The organism is Variovorax dokdonensis, assembly GCF_030316895.1.
Lineage (GTDB): Bacteria > Pseudomonadota > Gammaproteobacteria > Burkholderiales > Burkholderiaceae_C > Variovorax > Variovorax dokdonensis.
This window is the reverse complement of record NZ_JASZYV010000001.1, coordinates 100,161-122,162: the sequence shown is the minus strand read 5'-3', so window position 1 is coordinate 122,162 and position 22,002 is coordinate 100,161. Positions and strand designations below refer to the sequence as shown.

At 67.5% G+C, this 22,002-nt stretch carries 22 protein-coding genes; 14 read left to right on the top strand and 8 right to left on the bottom strand.

Features of this window, described 5'->3' with window-relative positions; translation table 11 throughout:
- Positions 1-100: 100 nt before the first annotated feature.
- Positions 101-1,648, bottom strand: a complete 1,548-nt coding sequence (locus QTH91_RS00600) for a flagellin N-terminal helical domain-containing protein (RefSeq protein ID WP_286658097.1) — start codon at positions 1,646-1,648, stop codon at positions 101-103.
- A gap of 152 nt (positions 1,649-1,800) precedes the next feature.
- Positions 1,801-2,121, bottom strand: coding sequence for a flagellar hook-basal body complex protein FliE (gene fliE / locus QTH91_RS00595; RefSeq protein ID WP_286658096.1), 321 nt, complete (start codon positions 2,119-2,121; stop codon positions 1,801-1,803).
- Between the two features lie 246 nt (positions 2,122-2,367).
- On the opposite strand from fliE, the gene fliF reads away from it, so the two are divergent.
- From fliF to fliR, 13 genes are all read left to right on the top strand, one after another.
- A complete protein-coding gene (fliF, locus tag QTH91_RS00590) occupies positions 2,368-4,140 on the top strand; it encodes a flagellar basal-body MS-ring/collar protein FliF (protein ID WP_286658095.1) in 1,773 nt (590 codons plus the stop codon).
- Positions 4,130-5,128 (top strand): flagellar motor switch protein FliG, encoded by a 999-nt coding sequence (gene fliG / locus QTH91_RS00585; RefSeq protein ID WP_286658094.1) that lies wholly within the window; start codon positions 4,130-4,132, stop codon positions 5,126-5,128. Before fliF ends, fliG begins: the two co-directional genes overlap by 11 nt.
- A complete protein-coding gene (fliH, locus tag QTH91_RS00580) occupies positions 5,121-5,930 on the top strand; it encodes a flagellar assembly protein FliH (protein WP_286658093.1) in 810 nt (269 codons plus the stop codon). Before fliG ends, fliH begins: the two co-directional genes overlap by 8 nt.
- The gene (fliI, locus tag QTH91_RS00575; RefSeq protein WP_286658092.1) at positions 5,927-7,336 is read left to right on the top strand and encodes a flagellar protein export ATPase FliI; all 1,410 of its coding nucleotides are present in this window, start codon (positions 5,927-5,929) and stop codon (positions 7,334-7,336) included. Before fliH ends, fliI begins: the two co-directional genes overlap by 4 nt.
- 41 nt (positions 7,337-7,377) lie before the next feature.
- Positions 7,378-7,833 carry a flagellar export protein FliJ gene (gene fliJ, locus QTH91_RS00570; protein WP_286658091.1) on the top strand — a complete coding sequence of 152 codons (456 nt, stop codon included), beginning with the start codon at positions 7,378-7,380 and terminating at the stop codon, positions 7,831-7,833.
- Positions 7,834-7,858: 25 nt separating this feature from the next.
- Entirely contained in the window at positions 7,859-9,289 is a 1,431-nt protein-coding gene (locus tag QTH91_RS00565) for a flagellar hook-length control protein FliK (protein WP_286658090.1), read from the top strand.
- A gap of 106 nt (positions 9,290-9,395) precedes the next feature.
- Positions 9,396-9,890: a flagellar basal body-associated protein FliL gene (fliL, locus tag QTH91_RS00560; protein ID WP_286658089.1), complete on the top strand. Its 495-nt coding sequence runs from the start codon at positions 9,396-9,398 to the stop codon at positions 9,888-9,890.
- Positions 9,891-9,910: 20 nt separating this feature from the next.
- Complete coding sequence (gene fliM, locus QTH91_RS00555; RefSeq protein ID WP_286658088.1) at positions 9,911-10,912, top strand: flagellar motor switch protein FliM; 1,002 nt, start codon at positions 9,911-9,913, stop codon at positions 10,910-10,912.
- On the top strand, positions 10,905-11,351 hold the full coding sequence (gene fliN, locus QTH91_RS00550; protein WP_286658087.1) for a flagellar motor switch protein FliN: 447 nt from the start codon (positions 10,905-10,907) through the stop codon (positions 11,349-11,351). The genes fliM and fliN overlap by 8 nt, the downstream gene beginning before the upstream one ends.
- On the top strand, positions 11,348-11,992 hold the full coding sequence (fliO, locus tag QTH91_RS00545) for a flagellar biosynthetic protein FliO (protein ID WP_286658086.1): 645 nt from the start codon (positions 11,348-11,350) through the stop codon (positions 11,990-11,992). Before fliN ends, fliO begins: the two co-directional genes overlap by 4 nt.
- On the top strand, positions 11,989-12,759 hold the full coding sequence (fliP, locus tag QTH91_RS00540) for a flagellar type III secretion system pore protein FliP (RefSeq protein ID WP_286658085.1): 771 nt from the start codon (positions 11,989-11,991) through the stop codon (positions 12,757-12,759). The genes fliO and fliP overlap by 4 nt, the downstream gene beginning before the upstream one ends.
- 25 nt (positions 12,760-12,784) lie before the next feature.
- Positions 12,785-13,054 carry a flagellar biosynthesis protein FliQ gene (gene fliQ, locus QTH91_RS00535; protein WP_286658084.1) on the top strand — a complete coding sequence of 90 codons (270 nt, stop codon included), beginning with the start codon at positions 12,785-12,787 and terminating at the stop codon, positions 13,052-13,054.
- Complete coding sequence (gene fliR / locus QTH91_RS00530) at positions 13,054-13,848, top strand: flagellar biosynthetic protein FliR (RefSeq protein ID WP_286658083.1); 795 nt, start codon at positions 13,054-13,056, stop codon at positions 13,846-13,848. The genes fliQ and fliR overlap by 1 nt, the downstream gene beginning before the upstream one ends.
- A 40-nt stretch (positions 13,849-13,888) precedes the next feature.
- Here the strand turns inward: fliR and QTH91_RS00525 are convergent, their stop codons facing one another.
- Together QTH91_RS00525 and QTH91_RS00520 are read right to left on the bottom strand one after the other, a co-directional pair.
- Positions 13,889-14,083, bottom strand: a complete 195-nt coding sequence (locus QTH91_RS00525; RefSeq protein ID WP_286658082.1) for a hypothetical protein — start codon at positions 14,081-14,083, stop codon at positions 13,889-13,891.
- Entirely contained in the window at positions 14,080-14,427 is a 348-nt protein-coding gene (locus tag QTH91_RS00520; RefSeq protein WP_286658081.1) for a hypothetical protein, read from the bottom strand. The genes QTH91_RS00525 and QTH91_RS00520 overlap by 4 nt, the downstream gene beginning before the upstream one ends.
- On the opposite strand from QTH91_RS00520, the gene QTH91_RS00515 reads away from it, so the two are divergent.
- Positions 14,408-15,199 (top strand): hypothetical protein, encoded by a 792-nt coding sequence (locus tag QTH91_RS00515; RefSeq protein WP_286658080.1) that lies wholly within the window; start codon positions 14,408-14,410, stop codon positions 15,197-15,199. The two genes, QTH91_RS00520 and QTH91_RS00515, sit on opposite strands and share 20 nt — an antisense overlap.
- Positions 15,200-15,244: 45 nt before the next feature.
- On the opposite strand, the gene flgL is transcribed toward QTH91_RS00515, so the two are convergent.
- The 4 genes from flgL to QTH91_RS00495 form a co-directional block, all read right to left on the bottom strand.
- Entirely contained in the window at positions 15,245-16,456 is a 1,212-nt protein-coding gene (gene flgL / locus QTH91_RS00510; RefSeq protein WP_286658079.1) for a flagellar hook-associated protein FlgL, read from the bottom strand.
- Positions 16,457-16,499: 43 nt separating this feature from the next.
- On the bottom strand, positions 16,500-18,461 hold the full coding sequence (gene flgK, locus QTH91_RS00505; protein ID WP_286658078.1) for a flagellar hook-associated protein FlgK: 1,962 nt from the start codon (positions 18,459-18,461) through the stop codon (positions 16,500-16,502).
- A gap of 133 nt (positions 18,462-18,594) precedes the next feature.
- Positions 18,595-20,361, bottom strand: a complete 1,767-nt coding sequence (locus tag QTH91_RS00500) for a methyl-accepting chemotaxis protein (RefSeq protein ID WP_286658077.1) — start codon at positions 20,359-20,361, stop codon at positions 18,595-18,597.
- Between the two features lie 73 nt (positions 20,362-20,434).
- Complete coding sequence (locus QTH91_RS00495) at positions 20,435-22,000, bottom strand: methyl-accepting chemotaxis protein (RefSeq protein ID WP_286658076.1); 1,566 nt, start codon at positions 21,998-22,000, stop codon at positions 20,435-20,437.
- Between the last annotated feature and the right edge of the window lie 2 nt (positions 22,001-22,002).

Sequence of the window (22,002 nt, the reverse complement as noted above, 5' to 3'; positions counted from 1 at the left end):
CCGCAGGGAAAAGCGCAGGCACGCGCCGTTGGCCCATGCCTGCACCGCGCCGCACCCGCCTCGCGGCGGATGCATGGGGCGCTTTCTCTTACTCGACCGATCAGCGCAGCAGCGAGAGCACGCCTTGGGTCGTCTGGTTGGCCTGCGCCAGCACGGAGGTACCGGCTTGTTGCAGGATCTGGGCGCGGGTCATGTTCGACACTTCCACCGCGTAGTCGGCGTCCTCGATGCGCGAACGTGCAGCCGACAGGTTGTTGACGGTGTTGTTCAGGTTCGTGATCGTGGATTCGAAGCGGTTCTGCACGGCACCCAGTTGGCTGCGCATTTCGTCGACACCGGCCAGGGCTGCGTCGATCGAAGCCAGCGGATCGGGGTTGAGCTGTTCGCCCAGCGACACCGTGCCGTCCGTGGCCACTTCGGCCTTGTAGTACACGTCGCTGCCGTCCTTGCTGCCCTTGACCACGTAGCCGCCGTCGCTGCCGTCGGCATTGGTGACCTTGTGCAGGGTGGGCGATGCGCCCACGGAGTCGGCAGCCAGACCCGACAGGTCGGCGGTGACGGCGGGCGAAGCAACCGGCGGCACTTCGTAGGTCGTGATGGCGCTGGAGATGGCGGTCGTCGGTGCGGCGGCCGATGCGAAGTCGTCGCTGTCGTAGGTGACTTGGCCGGTGGCAGAGTCGAAGGAGGCCGAGATCACGGTCGCGCCGCTGTCGTCGGACACGAACCAGTCGCCGTTCTCGTCGACGAACATTTCGATGCTGGCAGAGGCGCTGGTGTCGACGGCCTTGACGTTGTCGACGTTCACCGTTCCGCCGGCGCCGGTGGAGATTTCCTGGCCGGCAGTGGTGGCGGTAGCGCCGGTGGGCGGCGTTGCGGCGCTCGAGCTGTCGAAGCTCAGCACGCCGGTGGCGCTGTCGTACGACGCGGCATAGAAAGTCGTGCCAGAGTCGTTCGACACGTACAGAACGTCGGCGTCGTCCTGGTCGACATAGACGTCGTAGGCACCGGCAACGTTGCTGTCCACGGCCGTCAGGTTCACGCTGACGGTCGCACCGGTGGAGGCCGGGGTGACAGTCGTCGTGGCGCTGGTGGAAACGGTCGACAGGTCGATCGACTTCTTGGTGACGTCCAGGTTGCCCAGGCCGAGCGTGCCGGAGGTGATCTTCTTCAGATCGATGTCGATGGTCTCGCCGTCGTTGGCACCGACCTGGATGGTCAGCTTGCTGTCGCCGGCCAGCACCTTCACGCCGTTGAATTGCGTCTGGGCCGACACGCGGTCGATTTCGTCCAGGCGCTGCTTGATTTCAGCCTGGATCGATTCCAGGTCGCTGGCGCTGTTGGTGCCGTTGGCAGCCTGCACCGACAGTTCGCGAACGCGCTGCAGGTTGTTGTTGATTTCGTTCAGCGAGCCTTCGGTCGTCTGAGCGATGGAGATGCCGTCGTTGGCGTTGCGGGCCGCTTGCGTCAGACCCTTCACGTTGGCCGTGAAGCGGTTGGCGATGGCCTGGCCGGCGGCATCGTCCTTGGCGCTGTTGATGCGCATGCCGGACGACAGGCGCTCGATCGCCGAGTTCAGCGAGCTCTGCGACTTGTTCAGGTTGTTTTGAGCAACCAGCGAGAGGTAGTTGGTGTTGATGACTTGCGCCATTCTCGACTCCTAGTTAAGGAAGGGTTGAAGCACTTGGACCGTAACGCTGGACCCGGTCAAAAATGGGTTTCGAATCCACCGTTGCTTGGGTTATCGACCGGTGCCGTCAAACCTTTAGGGCGCGAGTACAAAAATGTTCAGGAAGCCGAAACTCAGGCGGGCAGCGCCATCACTTCCTGGTAGGCGGCCACCAGGCGATTGCGCACCTGCAGGCCGGTCTGGAAGGCGACGTTGGCCTTCTGCAGGTCGACCATCACGTCGTTGAGCGCGACGCCGGGCTTGCCCATTTCAAACGCCTCTGCCTGCCCATAGGCGCGCGTCTGCGAATCGCTGATGCCGTCGAGCGAGCGGCGCAGCTCGGCGGCAAAGCCGCCCGATCCTGCGGCCGGCTGGGCAACGTCGGCCTGGAATCCCGCGCGCACGGCGGTCGTTCGCATCTGCTGCAGGACGGATTCGATGGCGGCAATGGACATGGGCGAAAGCTCCTTCGGATGTGGACTTTGGTGTTGCTGCGAAATGCGCGAATGCATTCCGTCGTCTTTTCAGCGTATCAAGGGAAGACCCCCATTCAAGATGCCAACAGACGGCAAAAGCCCCCGCTGTTCAACGCATCGATGCGCGCCACGCTGCCGAACAATCGATCGCGACACGACAAGCCCGTCGACCTCTGTTTGTCGGCGGACCTTTGGCATGAACACTCTTCAACATCCACACGGCTCATGAGCGCTGCAGCATCAGCGGGCGTCGCACCCAACGCGACACCCGCGCTTCCTCCCCTGCTCGAGCGTCTGCGTGCCCAGCCACGCCTGCCGCTGATCGTCGGCTCGGCCGCGCTGGTCGCCGCGCTGGCGGCTTTCGCGCTGTGGGGCCACGGCCCCGACTACAAGGTGCTCTACACCAATGTGTCGGACCGCGACGGCGGCGCGATCATCGCGTCGCTCCAGCAGATGAACGTGCCCTACAAGTTCGCCGAGGGCGGCGGCGCGATCCTGGTCGCATCCGACAAGGTGCCCGAGGTGCGCATGCAGCTCGCCGCGCAAGGTCTGCCCAAGGCCGGCGGCGTGGGCTTCGAACTGATGGACAACCAGAAGTTCGGCACCAGCCAGTTCGCCGAGCAGGTGAACTACCAGCGCGCCTTGGAAGGCGAGTTGGCCCGCTCGATCGAATCGGTGGGCACGGTGGAATCGGCACGCGTGCATCTGGCGCTGCCCAAGCCGTCGCTGTTCGTGCGCGAGCAGAAGAAGCCTTCGGCCTCGGTGGTGCTGACACTGCATCGCGGCCGCAGCATCGACGAAGGCCAGGTGAGCGCCATCGTCCACATGATCTCCAGCAGCGTGCCCGAGCTGGACGCCAAGAGCGTCACGGTGGTGGACCAGCGCGGCAACCTGCTTTCCGCGGCCAACAGCAACGGTCGCGGTCTGGATGTCAGTCAATTGCGCTACACACAGGAGATCGAGCAGGGCTACATCCGCCGCATCGAGGCGATCCTGCAGCCGATCCTGGGCGCGAGCAACGTGCGTGCGCAGGTGGCGGCCGACATCGACTTCTCGGTCAGCGAGCACACCGACGAAAGCTACAAGCCCAACCAGCAGCCCGGCACCGCCGCCGTGCGCAGCCAGCAAAGCAGCGAATCGAGCCAGCATGGCGCGGTGCCGCCAGGCGGCGTGCCCGGCGCGCTGTCGAACCAGCCGCCGGTCAACCCCAATGCACCGATCGTCAATGCGCCGGCCGGTGCGCAGGCCAACACGCCGGCGGGAGCGCCGGGCGGGGCCAACAACAACGCACGCGGCCAGCAACCCGCGGCGGCGGCCAATGCCGCATCGACCACCACCACCAGCGCGCCCGCCGGTCCCGGCAGTGCACGCAAGGACGTCACCACCAACTACGAGCTCGACCGCTCGATCCGCCACGTGCAGCAAAGCGCCGGCGCGGTGCGCCGCCTGTCGGTGGCGGTGGTCGTCAACTACCGCGACGACGCGCAAGGCGGCAAGTCCGCCGCCCGCGCGCTGACGCCGGCCGAGCTGGATCAGGTGCGCAACCTGGTGAAGGAAGCGATGGGCTTCAGCCAGGACCGCGGCGATTCGCTCAACGTGGTCAACAGCCCCTTCGCCGGAGATGGCCGCGATGCCGCCGAGCCCGACCTGCCGTTCTGGAAGGACCCGGCCAACCTGCCGCTGGCGATGCAGCTCGGACGCTACCTGCTCATCGGTCTGGGCCTGATGTTCCTGTGGTTCGCGGTGCTGCGTCCGCTGCTGCGCAAGCACCTGGGCCCGCCCCCGGCACCCGCCGTGGCCGAGCCCCTGGAAAGCGAGGCCGACGCCGCACCCGCGCCGGTGGACGAAGAGCCGCAGATCTCGCCCTCCGAGGCGCTGCGGGCCCGCGAAGCCGAGCGCCAGCGCGCCGACATGGACTACGCCCGCGAGCTGGCCAACAAGGACCCCAAGCTGGTCGCCACCCTGATCCAACACTGGATGAACGCCAATGACGAGTGAAGCCGGAACCCGCAAGAGCGCCATCCTGCTGATGGCTTTGGGCGAAGACCATGCCGCCGCCGCCCTCAAGCATCTGTCGACCAACGACGTGCAAGCCCTGGGATCGGCCATGGCCAAGGTCAACTCCGTGTCGCGCGACGAACTGGCGGCGGTGCTGTCGGAGTTCCGCCAGGAGACCGAACAGCTCTCGGCCTTGAACCTGGGTTCGAGCAGCTACATCCGCGCCGTGATGCGAAAGGCGCTGGGCGAGGATCGCGCCAGCAACCTGCTCGAAGACATCCTGCAGGCCGAGGAACCGCACAGCGGCATCGAGCGGCTCAACCAGCTCGACGCCGTCGAGGTGGCCGAGCTCATCCGCGACGAGCATCCGCAGATCCTTGCCACCGTGCTCATCCACCTCGATCGCCTCAAGGCTTCCGAGGTGCTGGAGAAGCTGCCCGCACGCCTGCGCCACGACGTGATCATGCGCATTGCCACTTTCGGTGGCATCCAGCCGTCGGCGCTCAACGAGCTGACCGAAGTGCTCACCGAGATGCTGTCGGGCCAGGGCCTCAAGCGCAGCCGCCTGGGCGGCGTGCGCACCGCGGCCGAGATCGTCAACCTCATGGCCAGCGCGCAGGAGGAAGAAGCCATTGCGCACGTGCGCACGGTGGACGACGCACTGGCCCAGCGCATCGTCGACGAGATGTTCGTCTTCGAGAACCTGCTGGGTCTGGAAGACCGCAGCATCCAGCGCCTGCTCAAGGACATCGAGGCCGAGTCGCTCATCATCGCGCTCAAGGGCTCGCCGCAGGAGCTGCGCGACAAGTTCCTCACCAACATGTCGCAGCGTGCCGCCGAGGCGCTGCGCGAGGACATGGACCTGCGCCCGCCGGTTCGGGTGTCGCAGGTGGAGGCCGAGCAGAAGGCGATCCTGCAGATCGCGCGTCGCCTGTCCGAGACCGGCGAGATCGTCATCACCGCGCCGGGCACCGACGACTATGTCTGACGCCCTGTTCGCACCCGACGCCCGCTCGCGCCTCGCTGCCGCTTACGCGCGGCCTCCGTCGCCGGTCGCGGCCGCAACGGCGCAAGACGATGCGGCGCGCCCTGGCCTGTCGGCTTGGGAGCGCTGGGAGATGGATTCGCTCAACGCGCCGGCCAGGAGCAAGACGCAAGCCGCGTCGCAGCGGACGCCGGAGCCCGCACCTTCGCCCGCGCTGCTGCATGCGGCGGAGCTGTCGAAGCTGCGCCGCGAGGCCAAGGCCGCCGGTGAAGCCGAAGGCCGCCGCGAAGGGCATGCCAAGGGCATGGAGCAAGGCCGCAAGGAAGGCCATGCGGAAGGCCTGGCCGTCGGCCTGATGGCCGCCAGCGCGCATGCCGAACAACTGCGCGCGCTGTGCGCCAGCCTGCCGGCGGCGCTGCGGCGTGCCGACGCCGACCTGGCCGACGCCATGCTGGCCCTGGCCATGGACATCGCCCGCCAAGTGGTGCATCGCACCTTGCAGGCCGAGCCGCAATGGGTGCTGACGCTGGTCCAGGAGCTGATGCAGTCCGAGCCCGCCTTGCAGGGCGAACCACGGCTGCTGCTGCATCCGGACGATGCCGCGCTGGTGCGCGGCAGCCTGGGCCGCGAACTCGAAGCCGCCGGCTGGCAGGTGCGCGCCGACGAAAGCCAGAGCCGTGGCGGATGCCGCGTGCTGACCGCTACTGGCGAGGTGGATGCCACGATCGACTCGCGCTGGCAGCGCGTGGGCGCCGCCCTGCGCCAACGCACCGACGCCGAAGCCGGCGACACCGCGCAGGCATGACGAACATGCAAGCCGCCACACCCAACCCGCACAGCGCCGCCTGGCTGGCCGCGCTCGCCAATGCGCGTGCCGATGTGCAGCGCTGTGCACCGTTCGCGCAATCGGGCCGGCTGACCCGTGCCGTCGGCCTGGTGCTCGAAGCCGTCGGCCTCCAGTTGCCGGTCGGCAGCGATTGCCTGGTGGAGTTGCCGCCCGGTCAGTCGCAACGCCATGCCGAAGCCGAAGTGGTCGGCTTTGCCGGCGACCGGCTCTTCCTCATGCCGCAAAGCGAAGTGGCGGGGCTGCTGCCCGGCGCACGCGTGATACCGCGCGAAGCCGCATCCAGCGGCGACGGCTCGCAGGCCAAGCGCCTGCCGGTCGGCGAAGGCATGCTCGGCCGCGTGGTCGATGCGGTCGGCCGCCCGCTCGACGGACTCGGCCCGCTCGACTTTTCACGCAAGGTGCCGTTGTCGTCGCCGCCGATCAATCCGCTCAACCGCGCGCCCATCGACTCGGTGCTCGACGTGGGCGTGCGCGCCATCAACGCCATGCTCACGGTCGGGCGAGGCCAGCGCCTGGGCCTGTTCGCCGGCTCGGGCGTGGGCAAGAGCGTGCTGCTGGGCATGATGGCCCGCTACACCAGTGCTGAAGTGATCGTGGTCGGCCTGATCGGCGAACGCGGCCGCGAGGTGAAGGACTTCATCGAGAACACGCTGGGCGAAGAAGGCCTGGCGCGCTCGGTGGTGGTGGCGGCGCCGGCCGACAACTCGCCCCTCCTGCGACTGCAGGGCGCGGCCTATGCGACCTGCCTGGCCGAGTACTTCCGCGACCAGGGCAAGGACGTGCTGCTCATCATGGATTCGCTCACCCGCTACGCCATGGCGCAGCGCGAGATCGCGCTGGCCGTGGGCGAGCCGCCGGCCACCAAGGGCTATCCGCCTTCGGTGTTCGCCAAGCTGCCCGCCCTGGTGGAGCGTGCCGGCAACGGCGCGCGCGATGCCAACGGGCGCGGCGGATCGATCACCGCCTTCTACACCGTGCTCTCGGAAGGCGACGACCAGCAGGACCCGATCGCCGATTCGGCCCGCGCCATCCTCGACGGGCACGTGGTGCTGTCGCGCACGCTGGCCGAGTCGGGGCATTACCCGGCGATCGACATCGAGGCGTCCATCAGCCGCGCAATGACCGCGCTGATTCCGCCCGCCCAGTTCGAGCATGTGCGCCGCTTCAAGCAGATGCTGTCGCGCTACCAGCGCAACCGCGACCTGATCAGCGTGGGCGCCTATGCGCCCGGCCACGACGCGCAACTCGACCAGGCGATCGCCATGCATCCGCGCCTGGAGGCCTTCCTGCAGCAGGCGATGGAAGAGCGCACCGGCTACGGCGAATCCATCGCCCGCATGCGTGCCCTGTTCGAACCGGCCTGACCGACGCACCGCCCCATCCAACTCCGAAGGAAAAGCCACCCATGGCCAAGCAGCTGCCCCTCGACACCCTGAGCGAACTGGCCCGAACCAAGACCGACGACGCGGCGCGCCGCCTCGGCGCCTTGCAGAACGCGCAACTGAGTGCCGCGCAGAAGCTCGAGATGCTGATCGACTACCGGCAGGACTACTTCGGCCAGTTGCAGGCGCAGATGGCCCACGGGCTTTCGAGCGCCAAGTACCACAACTACCAGGCCTTCCTGGCGACGCTCGACGGCGCGATCGACCAGCAGCGCGCCATCGTCGCGCAGGCCGAGACCCGGCTCGACCGGGGCCGCGACGACTGGCGCCAGAACAAGCGCCGGCTCAACTCGTTCGACACGTTGATCGAGCGCGCCCGGCGCCAGGAACAAGCCGTGCAGGCCAAGCGCGAACAGCGCGACAGTGACGAACGCGCGGCGCGCGGCTTTCTCGACCGCGCCGTCAACCCCACGTTCTGAAGAAACCGACAAGAAGGTACACGCCATGTCCATGCCCAACCTCGCGCTGCCCTCCGTGGTTGCTTCCGGTGCGCCGCGCACGCAGGCTTCGCCCGGCGCTCGCCAAACCGAGTCATCCGATGCGCGCGGCTTCGAGCAGGCGCTCGAGGCATCACGCGGTTCGCGCAAGGCGGCCGCGACCGAATCGACCGGTGCGGCAGACGCAAGCGCCACCAACGAAACCGGCGGCGTGTCTTCCCGCAAGGGTTCGCGCGGCGACGACCGCAAGGGCAGCACGCTGACCCCGGCCGAAGTGATGGCCATGCTGGCGCCCTTCCAGCCGCTGGCCCAGGCGCGCTCCGACAGCGCCGCGCTGGCGAACGGCCATGCCGCCGAAGCGCGTGGCGCCGCAGGCGCAGCGGTCGCAGGCGCTGCGGCGCCGGATCTGGCCGCGCAGGCCACACCAACCGCAGGCACCGACATCGCCGCCGACGCGGACAACGCAGCCACCGCGACCGATTCCTCCGGGCAAACGGCCGACAAGGCCGCAGGCGCCGACAAGGCTGCGCTGGCCGCAGCCGCTGACGCCGCCTCGACCAAAGCGAACGCCACGCCCGCCGACGATGCGACCACGCTCGCCGACGCTGCCGTCGCGCTGGCGGCTGCGAAGGCGGTGCCCGGCGTCGTGGCCGACGCGGCGCCCGGCTCGGCGCGCCCGACGGCCAAGGCGCGCGTCGGCGATGCCACCTCGGCCACGGCTTCGGCAGCACGCTCCGACGACGCCGACGGCACGTCCGCCGCATCCGGCGCGGGCAACGGGGCGGCCATCGAATTCGAAGCCGCTCTGGCCGCTGTCAATGCCGGTGCATCCAGCGCCGGAGACGGCGATGCCAGTGCCCGCGAGGGCGAAGATCCGCGGGCCGCGCAGCCGCTGCCGTTCCAGGCAGGCGTTGCGTCCACGAGCGGCGCCGCCGATCGCGCCGCAGCCATTGCGGCCGCGACGAGCACGCACACCGTCGCCCCCGAAGTCGGCCACGAAGCCTGGGCCGCCGCGCTCGCCCAGCAGATGCTGCGCATGAGCACCAGCGGCCAGCATGTCGCCCGGCTCAATCTCAATCCCGCCGAACTCGGTCCGCTGCAGGTCACGCTGTCGATGAACGATCAGCAGACGCAAGCCATGTTCATGTCGTCGCACGAGGGCGTTCGCAAGGCGCTCGAAGCCGCCTTGCCGCAGTTGCGCAGCACGCTGGCCGCGCAGGGCATCGAGCTGGGTCAGGCGTCGGTCCAGTCGGGGTCGTCGCAGCAGTTCGGCGGCCAGGGAGGCCAGGGCGGCTACTTTGCCGGCCAGGATTCGCCGCGCCCCCGCGCGCAAGCCGACTACCCCGGTGCCGCACCGCGCGCCGAAGCGCAGGCGGTGCAGACCACCGCACCGGCGCAGCGAAGCCGCGCCCAGACCGGGCTCGACACCTTTGCGTGAACTCCTTCCACCCATTCGCGGAGTTGAGCCGCTTTTCCGTTCCTGATCGGTCCATCGGCAAAGCCCCCCTTCGCCAAGAATCCATTGCAACGTTAACCAACGACCTATGGCCACTTCCAAAACTGCTGCCGCCGCCGATGCCGCTCCCGCGGGCGGCTCGTCCGCTTCCAAAATGCTCATTGGCGTGCTCCTCGGCGTCGTGCTGGTGGGCGCCGGTGGCGCCGGCGCCTGGTTCATGCTGGGCCGCCAGAGCGCGCCGGCACAGGCTGCCGCGCCGGTGCTCGAAAAGCCCATCTTCGTGACGGTGGAGCCCTTCACCGTCAATCTTCAGGATGAGGGCCGCCCCAAGTTCCTGCACCTGGGCATGACGCTGCGCGTGCGTGACGAGAAGTCGCGCGCCCAGGTGGCCGAGTTCATGCCCGAGCTGCGCAGCCGCGCGATGCTGATCCTGTCCAACCGCAAGCCCGACACGCTGGTGTCGACCGAGGACAAGAGCCGCGTGGCCGAGGAGATCCGCACCGAGATGAATCGCCCGCTGGCCGAGGACATGCCTTCGCAAGGCATTGCCGGCGTTTCTTTCAACACCTTCGTGGTGCAGTAGGCCAAGGGCAGAACGCACACATGGCCTACGAACAGGTCCTATCGCAAGACGAAGTCGATGCGCTGCTCAGCGGCGTCACCGGCGGCAGCGTCGACCAGTCCACTTCGGCGGCATCGCCCGCCGATGGCCTGCCGGCCTATGACCTCGGCGCGCCCGACCGCGTGGTGCGCAGCCGGATGCACACGCTGGAGGTCATCAACGACCGCTTCGCCCGTGCGCTGCGCGGCTCGCTGCTGAACTTCATGCGGCGCAGTCCCGACATCTCCGTGGGCCCGATGCAGATCCAGAAGTACGGCGAGTTCGTGCGCCATCTGCCGGTGCCCGCCAACATCAACATGCTGCACATGAAGCCGCTGCGCGGCACGGCCATCTTCGTGTTCGATCCGAAGCTGGTCTTCCTCGTGGTGGACAACCTCTTCGGCAGCGACGGCCGCTACCACGTGCGGGTGGAAGGACGCGACTTCACGCGCACCGAGCAGCGCATCATCCGCCGTCTGCTGGACCTGGCCCTGCAGTGCTACGGCGATGCATGGAAGCCGGTCTATCCGCTGGAGTTCGACTATGTGCGCGCCGAGATGCACGGCAAGCTGGCCAACATCGTCGCGCCCAACGAGGTGGTGGTGAACACCACGCTGCAGATCGAGTTCGGCCCCATTGGCGGCTTCCTGCACGTGTGCCTGCCCTATTCGATGATCGAGCCGATCCGCGACCTGCTGTCCAACCCGATCCAGGACGAAGTCGAGGTGGACAAGCGCTGGGTGCGCCAGATGTCCAGCCAGATGCAGGAGGCCGACGTCGAGCTGGTGGCCGACTTCGTGACCATTCCTTCCACCATCGGCGAGGTGTTGCGCCTGCGCGAGGGCGACGTGCTGCCGATCGAGCTGCCGACCACGGCCCTGGCCAAGGTCGATGGCGTGCCGGTGATGGAGTGCGGCTTCGGAACCTCCAACGGCCGCTACGCCCTGCGCGTGAACAAGATGATCAACCAAGACAACAGCGATTCGAAGTACGAGCATGACTGACGAAAGCAACCCATCCGGCGACGCCGCGGACGACTGGGCCGCGGCGCTGGCCGAACAGACCGCCTCCAGCGCGCCAGCAACCGCTGCCGCACCGGCGCCCGTGGCCGCACCGGCGACTTCGCAGGTGTTCCAGCAGATCCAGGAAACGGCTTCGGCCGCGGCCGGCGTCACGCCGTCCGACCTGGCCCGCGTGATGGACGTGCCGGTGCAGCTGACGGCCGAGATCGGCCGCACGCGCATCACCATCAAGAGCCTGCTTCAGCTGTCGCAAGGCTCGGTGGTCGAGCTCGACGGCCTGGCCGGCCAGCCGCTGGACGTGCTGATCAACGGCTACCTCATCGCACAGGGTGAAGTCGTGGTTGTCAACGACAAGTACGGCATCCGCCTGACCGACATCATCACTCCCTCCGAGCGCATGCAAAAGCTCGCAAGATCATGAAGAAGACCCTCCTCGAGCGCCTGCGTTCGGCGCGTGTTCCTGTCCTCATCGGCGCCCTGGGCGCAGTGCCCGTGCATGCCACCTTGCAGACCGTGGCGCCCGGTTCGACCGAAGTCGCCTCCAGCGGCATCGGCCAGGCCTTCCTGGGCATGGCGGCGGTACTGGCATCGATCTTCGCGCTGTCATGGCTGGCCAAGCGCTTCGGCCTGCAACGCCTCACCGGCAGCGGGCACCTCGTCAAGGTGGTGTCGAGCACCGCCGTCGGCCAGCGCGAGCGCGTGGTGGTCGTCGAAGTTGCCGACACCTGGGTGGTGCTGGGCGTCACGCCCACGCAGGTCCAGGCGCTCTACACGCTGCCTGCACAAGGCAGCGGCCAACTCGGCGGCGAAGGCGGCAGCGCCGTGACCGTCGCCGCGACCGCCGCGGCCCTGGCACCGAACGTCGCTTCGCAAGAAGCCAAGGCCTCTGTGGAGCCCGCACCGTCCGGCTCGGACAAGGCCCCACCGCTGCCTCCGCTGACCTACCCGCCGGTGATGGCGCATGCCGCCAGCCCGGCCTCCGATGGCATGGACCCGGTGATGGTCTTCGCCCGCAAGCTGCACGAATCGCTGGTTCGCAACACGCACCTCAGCACCCCATGATCCGCACGGGCCTGCGCCGCGGCCTGTGCGGCGCGTTGCTCCTGCTGACGGCGTCGCTGCCTGCGGCCGCAGCCACCGCCGCGGCGGCGACGGGACTGCCCGGCATCGTCGCCACGCCAGGGCCGGGCGGCAGCCAGACCTGGTCGCTCAGCGTGCAGACGCTGGTGCTGCTGACCTCGCTGTCGTTCCTGCCGGCGCTGCTGCTGTGCATGACGAGCTTCACCCGGATCCTGATCGTGCTCGGGCTTCTGCGCACGGCGCTGGGCACGATGTCGGCGCCACCCAACCAGATCCTGGTGGGGCTGTCGCTGTTTCTCACCTTCTTCGTCATGTCGCCGGTGTTCGACAAGGCCTACGACGAGGCCTACAAGCCCTTCTCAGAAAACAAGATCAGCGCCGACCAGGCGATGGCGCGCGGCATCGCGCCGTTCAAGACCTTCATGCTGCGCCAGACGCGCGAGAGCGACCTGGCCCTGTTCGCCAAGCTTGCCAACGAACCGCAGATGCAGGGACCCGAAGACGTCTCGCTGCGCATCCTGTTGCCGGCTTTCGTCATCAGCGAGCTGAAGACGGCCTTCCAGATCGGCTTCACCATCTTCATTCCGTTCCTGCTCATCGACCTGGTGGTGGCGAGCGTGCTGATGTCGATGGGGATGATGATGGTGCCGCCCGCCGGCATCGCCCTGCCCTTCAAGCTGATGCTGTTCGTGCTGGCCGATGGCTGGCAACTGCTGATCGGCGCGCTGGCGCAGAGCTTCTACAACTAGCAACACGCCGCAAAGGCGAAACGCCATGACTCCCGAAACCATCATGACGATGGGCAGCCGCGCGATGGAAGTGTCCCTCGTGCTGGGCGCGCCGCTGCTGCTCGTGGCCCTGGTCGTCGGCCTCATCGTCAGCATCTTCCAGGCTGCCACGCAGATCAACGAAGCCACGCTGTCCTTCATTCCCAAGCTGCTGGCCGTGTTCATCACGCTGGTGGTGGCCGGGCCCTGGATGCTGAGCACCACGGTCGACTACATCCGCACGCTGTTCTCGAGCATCCCGCAACTGGTGGGTTGATGACGCCGGTCTTCTCCGTCACGTCGGAGCAGCTCACGGCCTGGCTGGTTACCTTCCTCTGGCCCTTCGTGCGCATCCTGGCGCTGCTGAGCACCGCGCCCATCACCAGCGAAGCGACCGTGCCGCGCCAGGTACGCGTGGCGCTGGCCGCTGTGCTGACGCTGGTGATCGCTCCAACGCTGGGCGCCATGCCGCAGGTGCCGGTGGTGTCCGCCGCCGGTGCGTGGCTGGTCATCAAGCAGGTGCTGATCGGCATCGCGATGGGCTTCGCCATGCGCCTGGTGTTTGCTGCGGTGCTGGCAGCGGGCGAATACATCTCGCTGCAGATGGGCTTGTCGTTCGCGGCCTTCTTCGATGCGACGAGCGGCGGCCAGACCATGGTGGTGGGCCGCTTCCTGAACATGCTGGCGATGCTGCTTTTTCTGGCGGTGGATGGCCACCTGCTCGTGCTGGCGGCGCTGGGCGAGAGCTTTCACACGCTGCCGATCTCCGATGCGCCCTTTGCCGCGGGCGGCTGGATGCTGCTGGCCACGCAAGGCGGCCACGTCTTCGAAAGCGGGCTGATGCTGGCGCTGCCGCTCGTCACCGCGCTGCTCACGCTGAACCTGGCCATGGGCATTCTCAATCGCGCGTCGCCGCAGTTCAGCATCTTTGCCGTCGGCTTTCCGCTCACCTTGCTGGCCGGCATCGCGCTGCTGTCGGTGATGGTGCCGCACTTTCTGCAGATGCTGCAGCCACGCTTCGATGCGGCGCTGGAGGCGATGATGAGCGTGGTGCGGGCACTGGGCGGTTAGCCGCGCCTGCATCGCGAGCAGCCGGCCGCTGCACCAGCGCTCACGGATCGGCGCGGCTGGTGCTGGGCAGGTCTTGCTCGGGTTCTGGCTCGCGCGCGTGCGGTTCGCGCCGCGTCGACAGCAGCAGCGTCGCCAGGACGGCAGCCAGCAAGCCGAAGAGCACCCAGACCCCGAAGAAGTAACCCAGCGCGATGGCCACCAGCGCGCTGAGGAGGAACAGCAAGGCGCGGATCATGGCGTTCCGATGACTGGCTTGCGCAGGGGCATGCGGGCATTGTGGTGCGATTGCCCGCTGCCGACCATTCGGGCTTTCGCGTGCTTGCGGCCGGCGCACTGGACATCGACCGCACGGGCACTAGACTCGACACTTGTCGCCCGCGCGTGACAGTCCTCGCCGGCTTCAGGGTGGACACCGCGTCGGCCGGCCTGGGATTCGTCGACCATGGTGGTCGCTTTCGTGACGTTTTTTGTTTTCTCGATGGCCGCCCTGGCCGATTTCGCACCCAGCCCGGCCGAGTCTAGTAACAATGTGTTAATCATTCGAAACCACCACAGGACCATGGCCGTCAGACGCATCACGCCGCTTCTCGTTGCTGGGTACGCCGCCCTTGTGGCCGCGATGGTGTGCTTCGGCATGGGTCTGGTGCTCGAAGGCACGTGGGCCGCCGGCGCCGCGGTGGTCGGGCTGATGCTGGTCTGGTTCGCGCACCGGGTGGTCGACGCGCCGGCACGCGCCGCCAAGGCAGCGGAAAAGGCGGCCGCCAAGGCCGCGGCGGCCGCGGCACGCGGTCCTTCCCCCTTCAACTTCTCGACCCTGGCCGCCAATGGCGAAGTGGTGCAGGAGCGCGAGGAAGACCACCACGCGCTGGATGACGACGAGGAACAGGCGCGTCCGGCCAAGGTGGTCGCATCGCGACCCGCCGAGGTCCAAGCCCAACTCGTCGCACAGGCCGAGCCGGCGGCAGCGCCTGACGCGCAAGCCTTGCCGGCCGAGCACGCCGAAGAACAATCGCCCGCCCGCATCCTCAGCCTCGAAGAAGTGAAGGCCGACATGGCGCTGCTGCGTCAGGCCATGCTGGCATCCCGCCCGGCCACGACGCCATCCGCATCGCCAGCCGTCCCGGAGGCCGCAGGCCATCAGCCGTCCAGTGCAACAGGCACGCGACCGCCGGCTGCTGTGGCGGACCTTTTCGCGCGCACCGAAGTGGCGGGCCTGGAAGTGAGCTTCGACGAGCACGCACCGGGCTCCGACGAAGCCGCGGCCTTCCCGAAGACGGAGCTGTCCGGCATCGACGAGCGACGCGCCCGCGAAGACGACTTTCCCAAGACGCAATTCGAACGCCCCAACTGATGGCGTCCGATGCGGCCGGGGCGCGCAGCGTCCGTGCCGCATGGATCAAAGGTAGTTGAACAGCGCGATCGAGTTGAGCTTGGCGAAGGTCATCTGCGTGGCCTGCAGCGACGTCTGCCGCTGGTAGAACTCCGCGATCGCCGCGACCGGGTCCAGGTCGACCACATCCGACAGATAGCCCTGGTCCATCAGGTCGCGGGCCTCGCCGGCACTGTCGAGCGAGTCGAGCTCGTTCATGCGCGAACCCACCGACGACAGCACCGTCAGCACGTTGTCGTGCGCATTGGTGACCTTGACGTTGGCGGTGCTGAGCGCGTTCTGCAGCTTGGCCTGTGCCGCCGCGCCGCCGCCCGTGAGCGGCGTGCGCAGCGCGCTCACCAGTTCGCTGACCGCCGCGAAGACGTCGGTGCCGGCGTTCTTGGCGGTGGTGACGGCGAAGGTGTCGCCATCCGCCGGCGTGCCGGTGATGCTGATCTGCAGGCCGCCAAAGCTGATCGGCGAGCCGGCCGTGTAGGCGCCGGTGGCCGCCACCACGGGCGGCGTGTCGTTGGTCGTGACCGTGTAGTTGCCGGCCGCGAAGCTGATCTGGAAGTCCTTGCCGTAGTTGGGGTCGGTGGCGTCGGTCACGCCCACCGAGCCGAACACGCCGCTGCCGGTGTTGGCCGCCGGGCCGCTGGTGACGTAGCCGGCACCACCTTGCACCGACATGAACACGCTGCGTCCATCGTCGGAGGTGGACATCTGGCGCGCCACGTCGATCTGCATCATGCGTTGGCCCTGGTCGCCCAGGTACTGCACGCTGCCGTCGGCCTGCATGGCGAAGGGCGCGTTGGCGCTCTTGTAGCCGGCAAAGAGGAACTGGCCGTTGCCGTCGTCCGAGTTGGCCAGGCCCACCAGCTGCTCCAGGTTGCTCTGGATGGTGGTGGCCAGCGAAGCGCGATCGGCATCCGACAAGGCGCCGTTGCCGGCCTGCACCGTCAGCGTCTTGATGTTCTGGAGGATGGAGGTCGCGCTGTCCAACGCGGTTTCCTCCCGCGACAGGGCCAGCTTGGCGCGGTCGCGGCTGGTGGCGTATTGCGCCGACAGGGCCAGCGTCTCGCTGGTGCCCAGTGCGCGCGCCGCCGCCACCGGATCGTCGCCCGCCGTCAGGAACTTGGTGCCCGCGGCCAGTTGCTGCTGCACGCGAAACAGCTTCTGCTGCTGCAGGCCCATGGCGCTGACGTTCTGCTCGTAAAAGGAACTGGTGCTGATCCGCATCTCAAACTCTCCAATGACGCTTCATGCTTTGTTGGGGGATGGGCTACCGCAACCCGAGGATCGTGTCGAAGATCGTCGATGCCGTCTGGATCACCTTCGCGTTGGCCTGGTACATCTGCTGGAACATCAGCAGGTTCGCCGTTTCCTCGTCCTGGTTCACGCCCGAGATCGATTGCTGGCTGGCCTTGATCTGGCCCGTGACGCTGTCCTGCGCGACGCTGGCCACCTGGATTTCCATTGCGCGGTTGCCCACTTCGCTGACCAACTGGGTATAGGCACCGTTGAAGGTGGTGGCGCCGCCACCGACCAGCGACTGCCGCTGCAGGGCGCCGAGCAGCAGCGCATTGCTGCCGTCGGAAACACCGGCCACGTTGCGGCCGACCGTGAAGGTGTCGCCTTGCGCCGGTGCGCCGCTCATGCCGAAGCTGATGCCGTCGAAGCTGACCTTGGCGCCGGCCGTGAACGGCACCGGCGTACCGGCGGCGTAGGTGCTCGTGCTGCCATCGGCCAGCGTCACCGTCACGTCGGAGGTGGCCGGAAAGCCCGACAGCGTGCCGGTGGCCGCATCGAAGCTCAGCGTCACGTTGGCCGCCAGCGGCGTGCCCAGGTAGGCGGCGTCGACGCTGGCCGCGCCGATGGCGCCGGAGCCCTGGTTGCCCGCGGTGTTGCCGGTGATGATGGGCGATGCCGCCGCCACCTTGGCGGGGTCGGTGACCAGCACCTCCATGTCGCGGGCGCCGTTGCGCGTGGGTTGCACCAGGAAGGTGTCGCCATCCTGCGCGGTGCCGCTCGCCGCATCGATCGTCACGCCGTCGAAGCTGATCGGCATGCCGCTGTAGGTGCCCAGGCTCGTGTTGTCCGACAGGCGGGTGACCGAGTAGCTCAGCACGCCGGCCACGTCCTTCACCTGCACCGCGTAGTCGCTGGTGGTGAGCTGGCTGGCGTCGTCGATGCTGCCCGAAAGCACCAGGTCGCCCGAGTTCTTCGCGTTGGAAAAGATGGCGGGCGCCGCGTTGCCGAAGAAGTCGCCGCCCAGTGCGCCATTGAGGTCCACGCCCAGGTTGTGCTGGTTGTTGAAGGCGTCGGCCACGGCCAGCGACAGGCGGCCGATGGCGTTCTGCGTGGGGATCAGCGTGTCGCGCCGGAAGTTCATCAGCCCGCCCAGCGAGCCGCCGGTGATGGCCGAATCCTTCAGTTCGGAAACGTTGCCGGCAACGCCCGTCAACGCCACCGACATTCGGGTCGGGTCGGCGGCCGACGGCACGGCCTGCATCTTGGCGGCTTGGTCGCCCACCACCAGCGACTGGCCGGTGCCGATGAAGACGTTGTACTTGCCGTTGTCCTGCTGGAGCACCTTGACGTCGACGATCTGCGACAGCTCGCTCACGAGCTGGTCGCGCTGGTCCATCAGGTCGTTGGGCGGCTGGCCGCCGGCCATCGCCGTCAACATGCTGATCTTCTGGTTGAGGCCGGCGATCTGGCTCGAGTAGGTGTTGATCTGCTCGACGCTGCCGCTGATCTGGTCGTTCACCGAGTCGTTGAGGTCCGACAGGTACTGGTCGGTGGCGCGGAACTTGGTGGCCAGCGACTGGGCCGAGCTGATGAGCTGCTGCCGCGCGGCCGAGTCGGCCGGCGTGTTGGCCACGCCCTGCACGGCGGTGAAGAAGTTCTGCATCAACACGCTGATGCCCGAAGTGCGGTCGGCCAGCAGCGAATCGATGCGATCGACCTGCGCGCCGTTGGCCGTCAGCGCAGCCGAGTTCGATTGCGCCGTGGCGAGCTGGGCCGTGAGGTAGCGGTCGTAGCTGCGCGAGATGGTGGTCACGCCGGCGCCAGTGCCGATGTAGCCCGCGCCGGTAGCGATGGCACCGTTGGTGGCGACCTCGGCCACCTGGCGGGTATAGCCTGCGGTGTAAACGTTGGCCGTGTTGTGGGCCGTCGTCACGAGCGCCGTGCGCGCTACCGAGAGGCCGCTGAGACCGGTGAAGAACAAGTTTCCAGACATCGGGTGTGGACCTGTGGTTTCTTAATGTGTGTTGAATGAGTTATCGGCGCGGCAACCGGAAAGTTGAGCGCGCCGATGTTGTTTTTCTCAGTTCAATGCGTCACCGGTCTCGCGCCGGTCGTTGGGGAGACACTCAGAACTCCGTCCAGTCGCCCAAGGCCTCGGCCGGGGCCGCTGCGACCGCGCGCGGCCTGGGTGCGGTGGCGGTGCGCTTCGCGGCGGGTGCGGCCTGCGCATCGCGGCCGGGCGTCGAGGCACCGGACTTGGCCGCCGCCTTCGCCTTCCCGCCGCCCGGCGCCGCTGCCTTGCTCGCGCTGCGCGCATGGGCGATGGCCTGCGCCGCGGCGTCGTCGCTGCCGATCTTGAACACGCCCACCGACTGCACCAGCGAACCGGCCTGCTCCTGCAGCGAAGCTGCTGCCGCTGCCGCTTCTTCCACCAGCGCCGCGTTCTGCTGCGTCACCTGGTCCATCTGCGTGATCGCCTGGTTGATCTGCTCGATGCCCGAGGTCTGCTCCTGGCTCGCCGCCGTGATCTCGCCCATGATGTCCGTCACCCGCTTGACGCTCTCGACGATCTCTTCCATCGTGCGTCCCGCTTCGGCCACCTGCCGGCTGCCTTCTTCGACCTTGCCCACCGAGTCGTCGATGAGCTGCTTGATCTCCTTGGCTGCCGAGGCCGAGCGTTGCGCGAGGTTGCGCACTTCGCTGGCGACGACCGCAAAGCCTCGGCCTTGTTCGCCGGCCCGTGCCGCTTCCACGGCCGCATTGAGCGCCAGGATGTTGGTCTGGAAGGCGATGCCGTCGATCACGCCGATGATGTCCACGATCTTTCGGCTGCTGGCGTTGATCGAGCCCATGGTGTCCACCACCTGGCCGACCACGCCGCCGCCACGAACGGCCACTTCCGAGGCAGACACGGCCAGCTGATTGGCTTGGCGTGCGTTGTCCGCGTTCTGCTTGACGGTGCTGGTGAGCTCTTCCATGGAGGCGGCCGTCTGCTGCAGCGAGCTGGCTTGCTCCTCGGTGCGTGACGACAGGTCCTGGTTGCCCGAGGCGATCTGGCTCGATGCGGTGGCGATGGTGTCGGTGCCCGAGCGAACTTCGCCCACCACCTTGGCCAGGCTGTCGTTCATCTCGCGCAGCGCGCTCATCAACTGGCCCGTCTCGTCCCGCGAGTGCGCTTCGATGCGCGAGCTCAGGTCACCGGCAGCCACCTTCTGGGCCACGGAGACGGCGTTGCGGATCGGCCGCGTCACCGAACGCGTGATGAGGAAGGCCACCAGCGCCGCGAGCAGCACCGACACGCCCGCCAGCACATTCACCAACAGGCGCGAGCGCTGATAGGTCTGATCGGATTCGACGCGCACCTTCTCGGCGAGTCGGCTTTCATGATCGATGAATTCCTGCACCGCGTTGATGGTGGTCCGCACCGCCGGCTGGAAGCGGTCGAGCGAATAGTCGCGTGCCTCGTCGTTGCGATTGGCCAGCGCGAGCTTGATCAGCTCCTGGTTCATCGGCGTGCCCACCGCCAACGCTTTGTCGACGGCGGCAAGCAGATTCTTGCCTTCGCCGCTGACCACCAGCCCGTTCAGGCGTTCGCGGGCCTCGCGAAAGCGCACGCTGTGGTTCTCGACCAGCCGGACTTGCCCTTGCATGTCGGTCGGTTCGGTCAGCAGGATCAGGTTGCTGTCCAGCAGCGCAATGTCGCGAATGGCCGCCGACATGATGTTGGCGTTGGCCAGCTTGGCGTTGGTCTTGCTGACGACGGTCTCGAGGCTGGCCTGCGTCTGGCGCATCGCATGCAACGAGACGCCGGCAATCAGCATCAACAGCAGGAGCACCAGGCCGAAAGCCACGGACAGGCGGGTGCCGATACGGAAGTTGGAAAAGGATTTCATCTGGAATCTCGGACGAGTGAACCGTTGATGGGGCTGTGCATTCAATAAGTTGGACTGAAGGTTGGCGGATGGGTCAGGCAAAAGCCACGTCGTCGCCGCGTACCTTGAACACGCCCACCGACTGCACCAGCGATCCGGCCTGCTCCTGCAGCGAGGCCGCTGCCGCTGCCGCTTCTTCCACCAGCGCCGCGTTCTGCTGCGTCACCTGGTCCATCTGCGTGATCGCCTGGTTGATCTGCTCGATCCCAGAGGTCTGCTCCTGGCTCGCCGCGGTGATCTCACCCATGATGTCCGTCACCCGCTTGACGCTCTCGACGATCTCTTCCATCGTGCGTCCCGCTTCGGCCACCTGCCGGCTGCCTTCTTCGACCTTGCCCACCGAGTCGTCGATGAGTTGCTTGATCTCCTTGGCTGCCGAGGCCGAGCGTTGCGCGAGGTTGCGCACTTCGCTGGCGACGACCGCAAAGCCTCGGCCTTGTTCGCCGGCCCGTGCCGCTTCCACGGCCGCATTGAGCGCCAGGATGTTGGTCTGGAAGGCGATGCCGTCGATCACGCCGATGATGTCCACGATCTTTCGGCTGCTGGCGTTGATCGAGCCCATGGTGTCCACCACCTGGCCGACCACGCCGCCGCCGCGAACGGCCACTTCCGATGCCGACACGGCCAGCTGATTGGCCTGGCGGGCGTTGTCCGCGTTCTGCTTGACGGTGCTGGTGAGCTCTTCCATCGAAGCGGCCGTCTGCTGCAGCGAGCTGGCTTGCTCCTCGGTGCGCGAGGACAGGTCCTGGTTGCCCGAGGCGATCTGGCTCGATGCGGTGGCGATGGTGTCGGTGCCCGAGCGAACTTCGCCCACCACCTTGGCCAGGCTGTCGTTCATCTCGCGCAGCGCGCTCATCAACTGGCCCGTCTCGTCCCGCGAGTGCGCTTCGATGCGCGAGCTCAGGTCACCGGCAGCCACCTTCTGGGCCACCGAGACGGCCCCCGCGAGCGGTCGAACGATGCTGCGCGAGATCAGGAAAGCCAGCACGGCACCCAGCGCGACGGTCAGTGCGGTCAGCAACATGCGCAGGAAAGTCGCGTGCTCGTTGGCCGCGTCGATCGCCCGGCTCATGTCGTCGATGGCCTTGCGCTCCATCTGCAACAGGTCCAGAACGCGGCTCTCGTAGGCCTTGGCCGCCGGCAGGAAGACCTCGTTGAAGGTCTTCTCGGCCTGGCCCTCTCCGGACTCCTTGGCCTTGCTGACCGCCGTCTTGGCCGCCTGGTACTTGGCCCGAAGTTCGCCGATCTGCTTGAACATCTCCTTTTCCTCGTCGACCACCAGCAGCGCCTCCACCTTGGCCATGGTCTCGCTGCCGCGCTTGACGCTGTCGGCAATGATGTCGGCGAAGGTCACGGGCAGCGTGGTGTCGGTGGTCTTGGCGATCATCTGGGTGCGGGCGATGGCCGAGTAGGTCAGCACGTACCAGTCTGAGATGAGCCGCTCCTTGGCGAGCGGGCTTTGCATCATGTGCCGTGTGGCTTCGGCATTGCGCTTGGCCACGACGATGGCGTAGCCGGCAGACACGAGCGACAGTGCGAGCACGAGGCCGAAGCCGATCGCCAGGCGCGTGCCGATGCGGACGTTGGACAGGAGTTTCATGA

Coding starts and splice junctions, on each gene's coding strand:
- fliM (WP_286658088.1), top strand. CDS start 9,911: ATGGCCTACGAACAGGTCCTATCGCAAGACGAAGTCGATGCGCTGCTC.
- flgL (WP_286658079.1), bottom strand. CDS start 16,456: ATGCGGATCAGCACCAGTTCCTTTTACGAGCAGAACGTCAGCGCCATG.
- fliO (WP_286658086.1), top strand. CDS start 11,348: ATGAAGAAGACCCTCCTCGAGCGCCTGCGTTCGGCGCGTGTTCCTGTC.
- QTH91_RS00565 (WP_286658090.1), top strand. CDS start 7,859: ATGTCCATGCCCAACCTCGCGCTGCCCTCCGTGGTTGCTTCCGGTGCG.
- fliI (WP_286658092.1), top strand. CDS start 5,927: ATGACGAACATGCAAGCCGCCACACCCAACCCGCACAGCGCCGCCTGG.
- fliJ (WP_286658091.1), top strand. CDS start 7,378: ATGGCCAAGCAGCTGCCCCTCGACACCCTGAGCGAACTGGCCCGAACC.
- QTH91_RS00495 (WP_286658076.1), bottom strand. CDS start 22,000: ATGAAACTCCTGTCCAACGTCCGCATCGGCACGCGCCTGGCGATCGGC.
- QTH91_RS00525 (WP_286658082.1), bottom strand. CDS start 14,083: ATGATCCGCGCCTTGCTGTTCCTCCTCAGCGCGCTGGTGGCCATCGCG.
- QTH91_RS00500 (WP_286658077.1), bottom strand. CDS start 20,361: ATGAAATCCTTTTCCAACTTCCGTATCGGCACCCGCCTGTCCGTGGCT.
- fliH (WP_286658093.1), top strand. CDS start 5,121: ATGTCTGACGCCCTGTTCGCACCCGACGCCCGCTCGCGCCTCGCTGCC.
- QTH91_RS00600 (WP_286658097.1), bottom strand. CDS start 1,648: ATGGCGCAAGTCATCAACACCAACTACCTCTCGCTGGTTGCTCAAAAC.
- flgK (WP_286658078.1), bottom strand. CDS start 18,461: ATGTCTGGAAACTTGTTCTTCACCGGTCTCAGCGGCCTCTCGGTAGCG.
- fliQ (WP_286658084.1), top strand. CDS start 12,785: ATGACTCCCGAAACCATCATGACGATGGGCAGCCGCGCGATGGAAGTG.
- fliL (WP_286658089.1), top strand. CDS start 9,396: ATGGCCACTTCCAAAACTGCTGCCGCCGCCGATGCCGCTCCCGCGGGC.
- fliF (WP_286658095.1), top strand. CDS start 2,368: ATGAGCGCTGCAGCATCAGCGGGCGTCGCACCCAACGCGACACCCGCG.
- fliR (WP_286658083.1), top strand. CDS start 13,054: ATGACGCCGGTCTTCTCCGTCACGTCGGAGCAGCTCACGGCCTGGCTG.
- fliN (WP_286658087.1), top strand. CDS start 10,905: ATGACTGACGAAAGCAACCCATCCGGCGACGCCGCGGACGACTGGGCC.
- fliG (WP_286658094.1), top strand. CDS start 4,130: ATGACGAGTGAAGCCGGAACCCGCAAGAGCGCCATCCTGCTGATGGCT.
- fliE (WP_286658096.1), bottom strand. CDS start 2,121: ATGTCCATTGCCGCCATCGAATCCGTCCTGCAGCAGATGCGAACGACC.
- fliP (WP_286658085.1), top strand. CDS start 11,989: ATGATCCGCACGGGCCTGCGCCGCGGCCTGTGCGGCGCGTTGCTCCTG.
- QTH91_RS00515 (WP_286658080.1), top strand. CDS start 14,408: ATGGCCGTCAGACGCATCACGCCGCTTCTCGTTGCTGGGTACGCCGCC.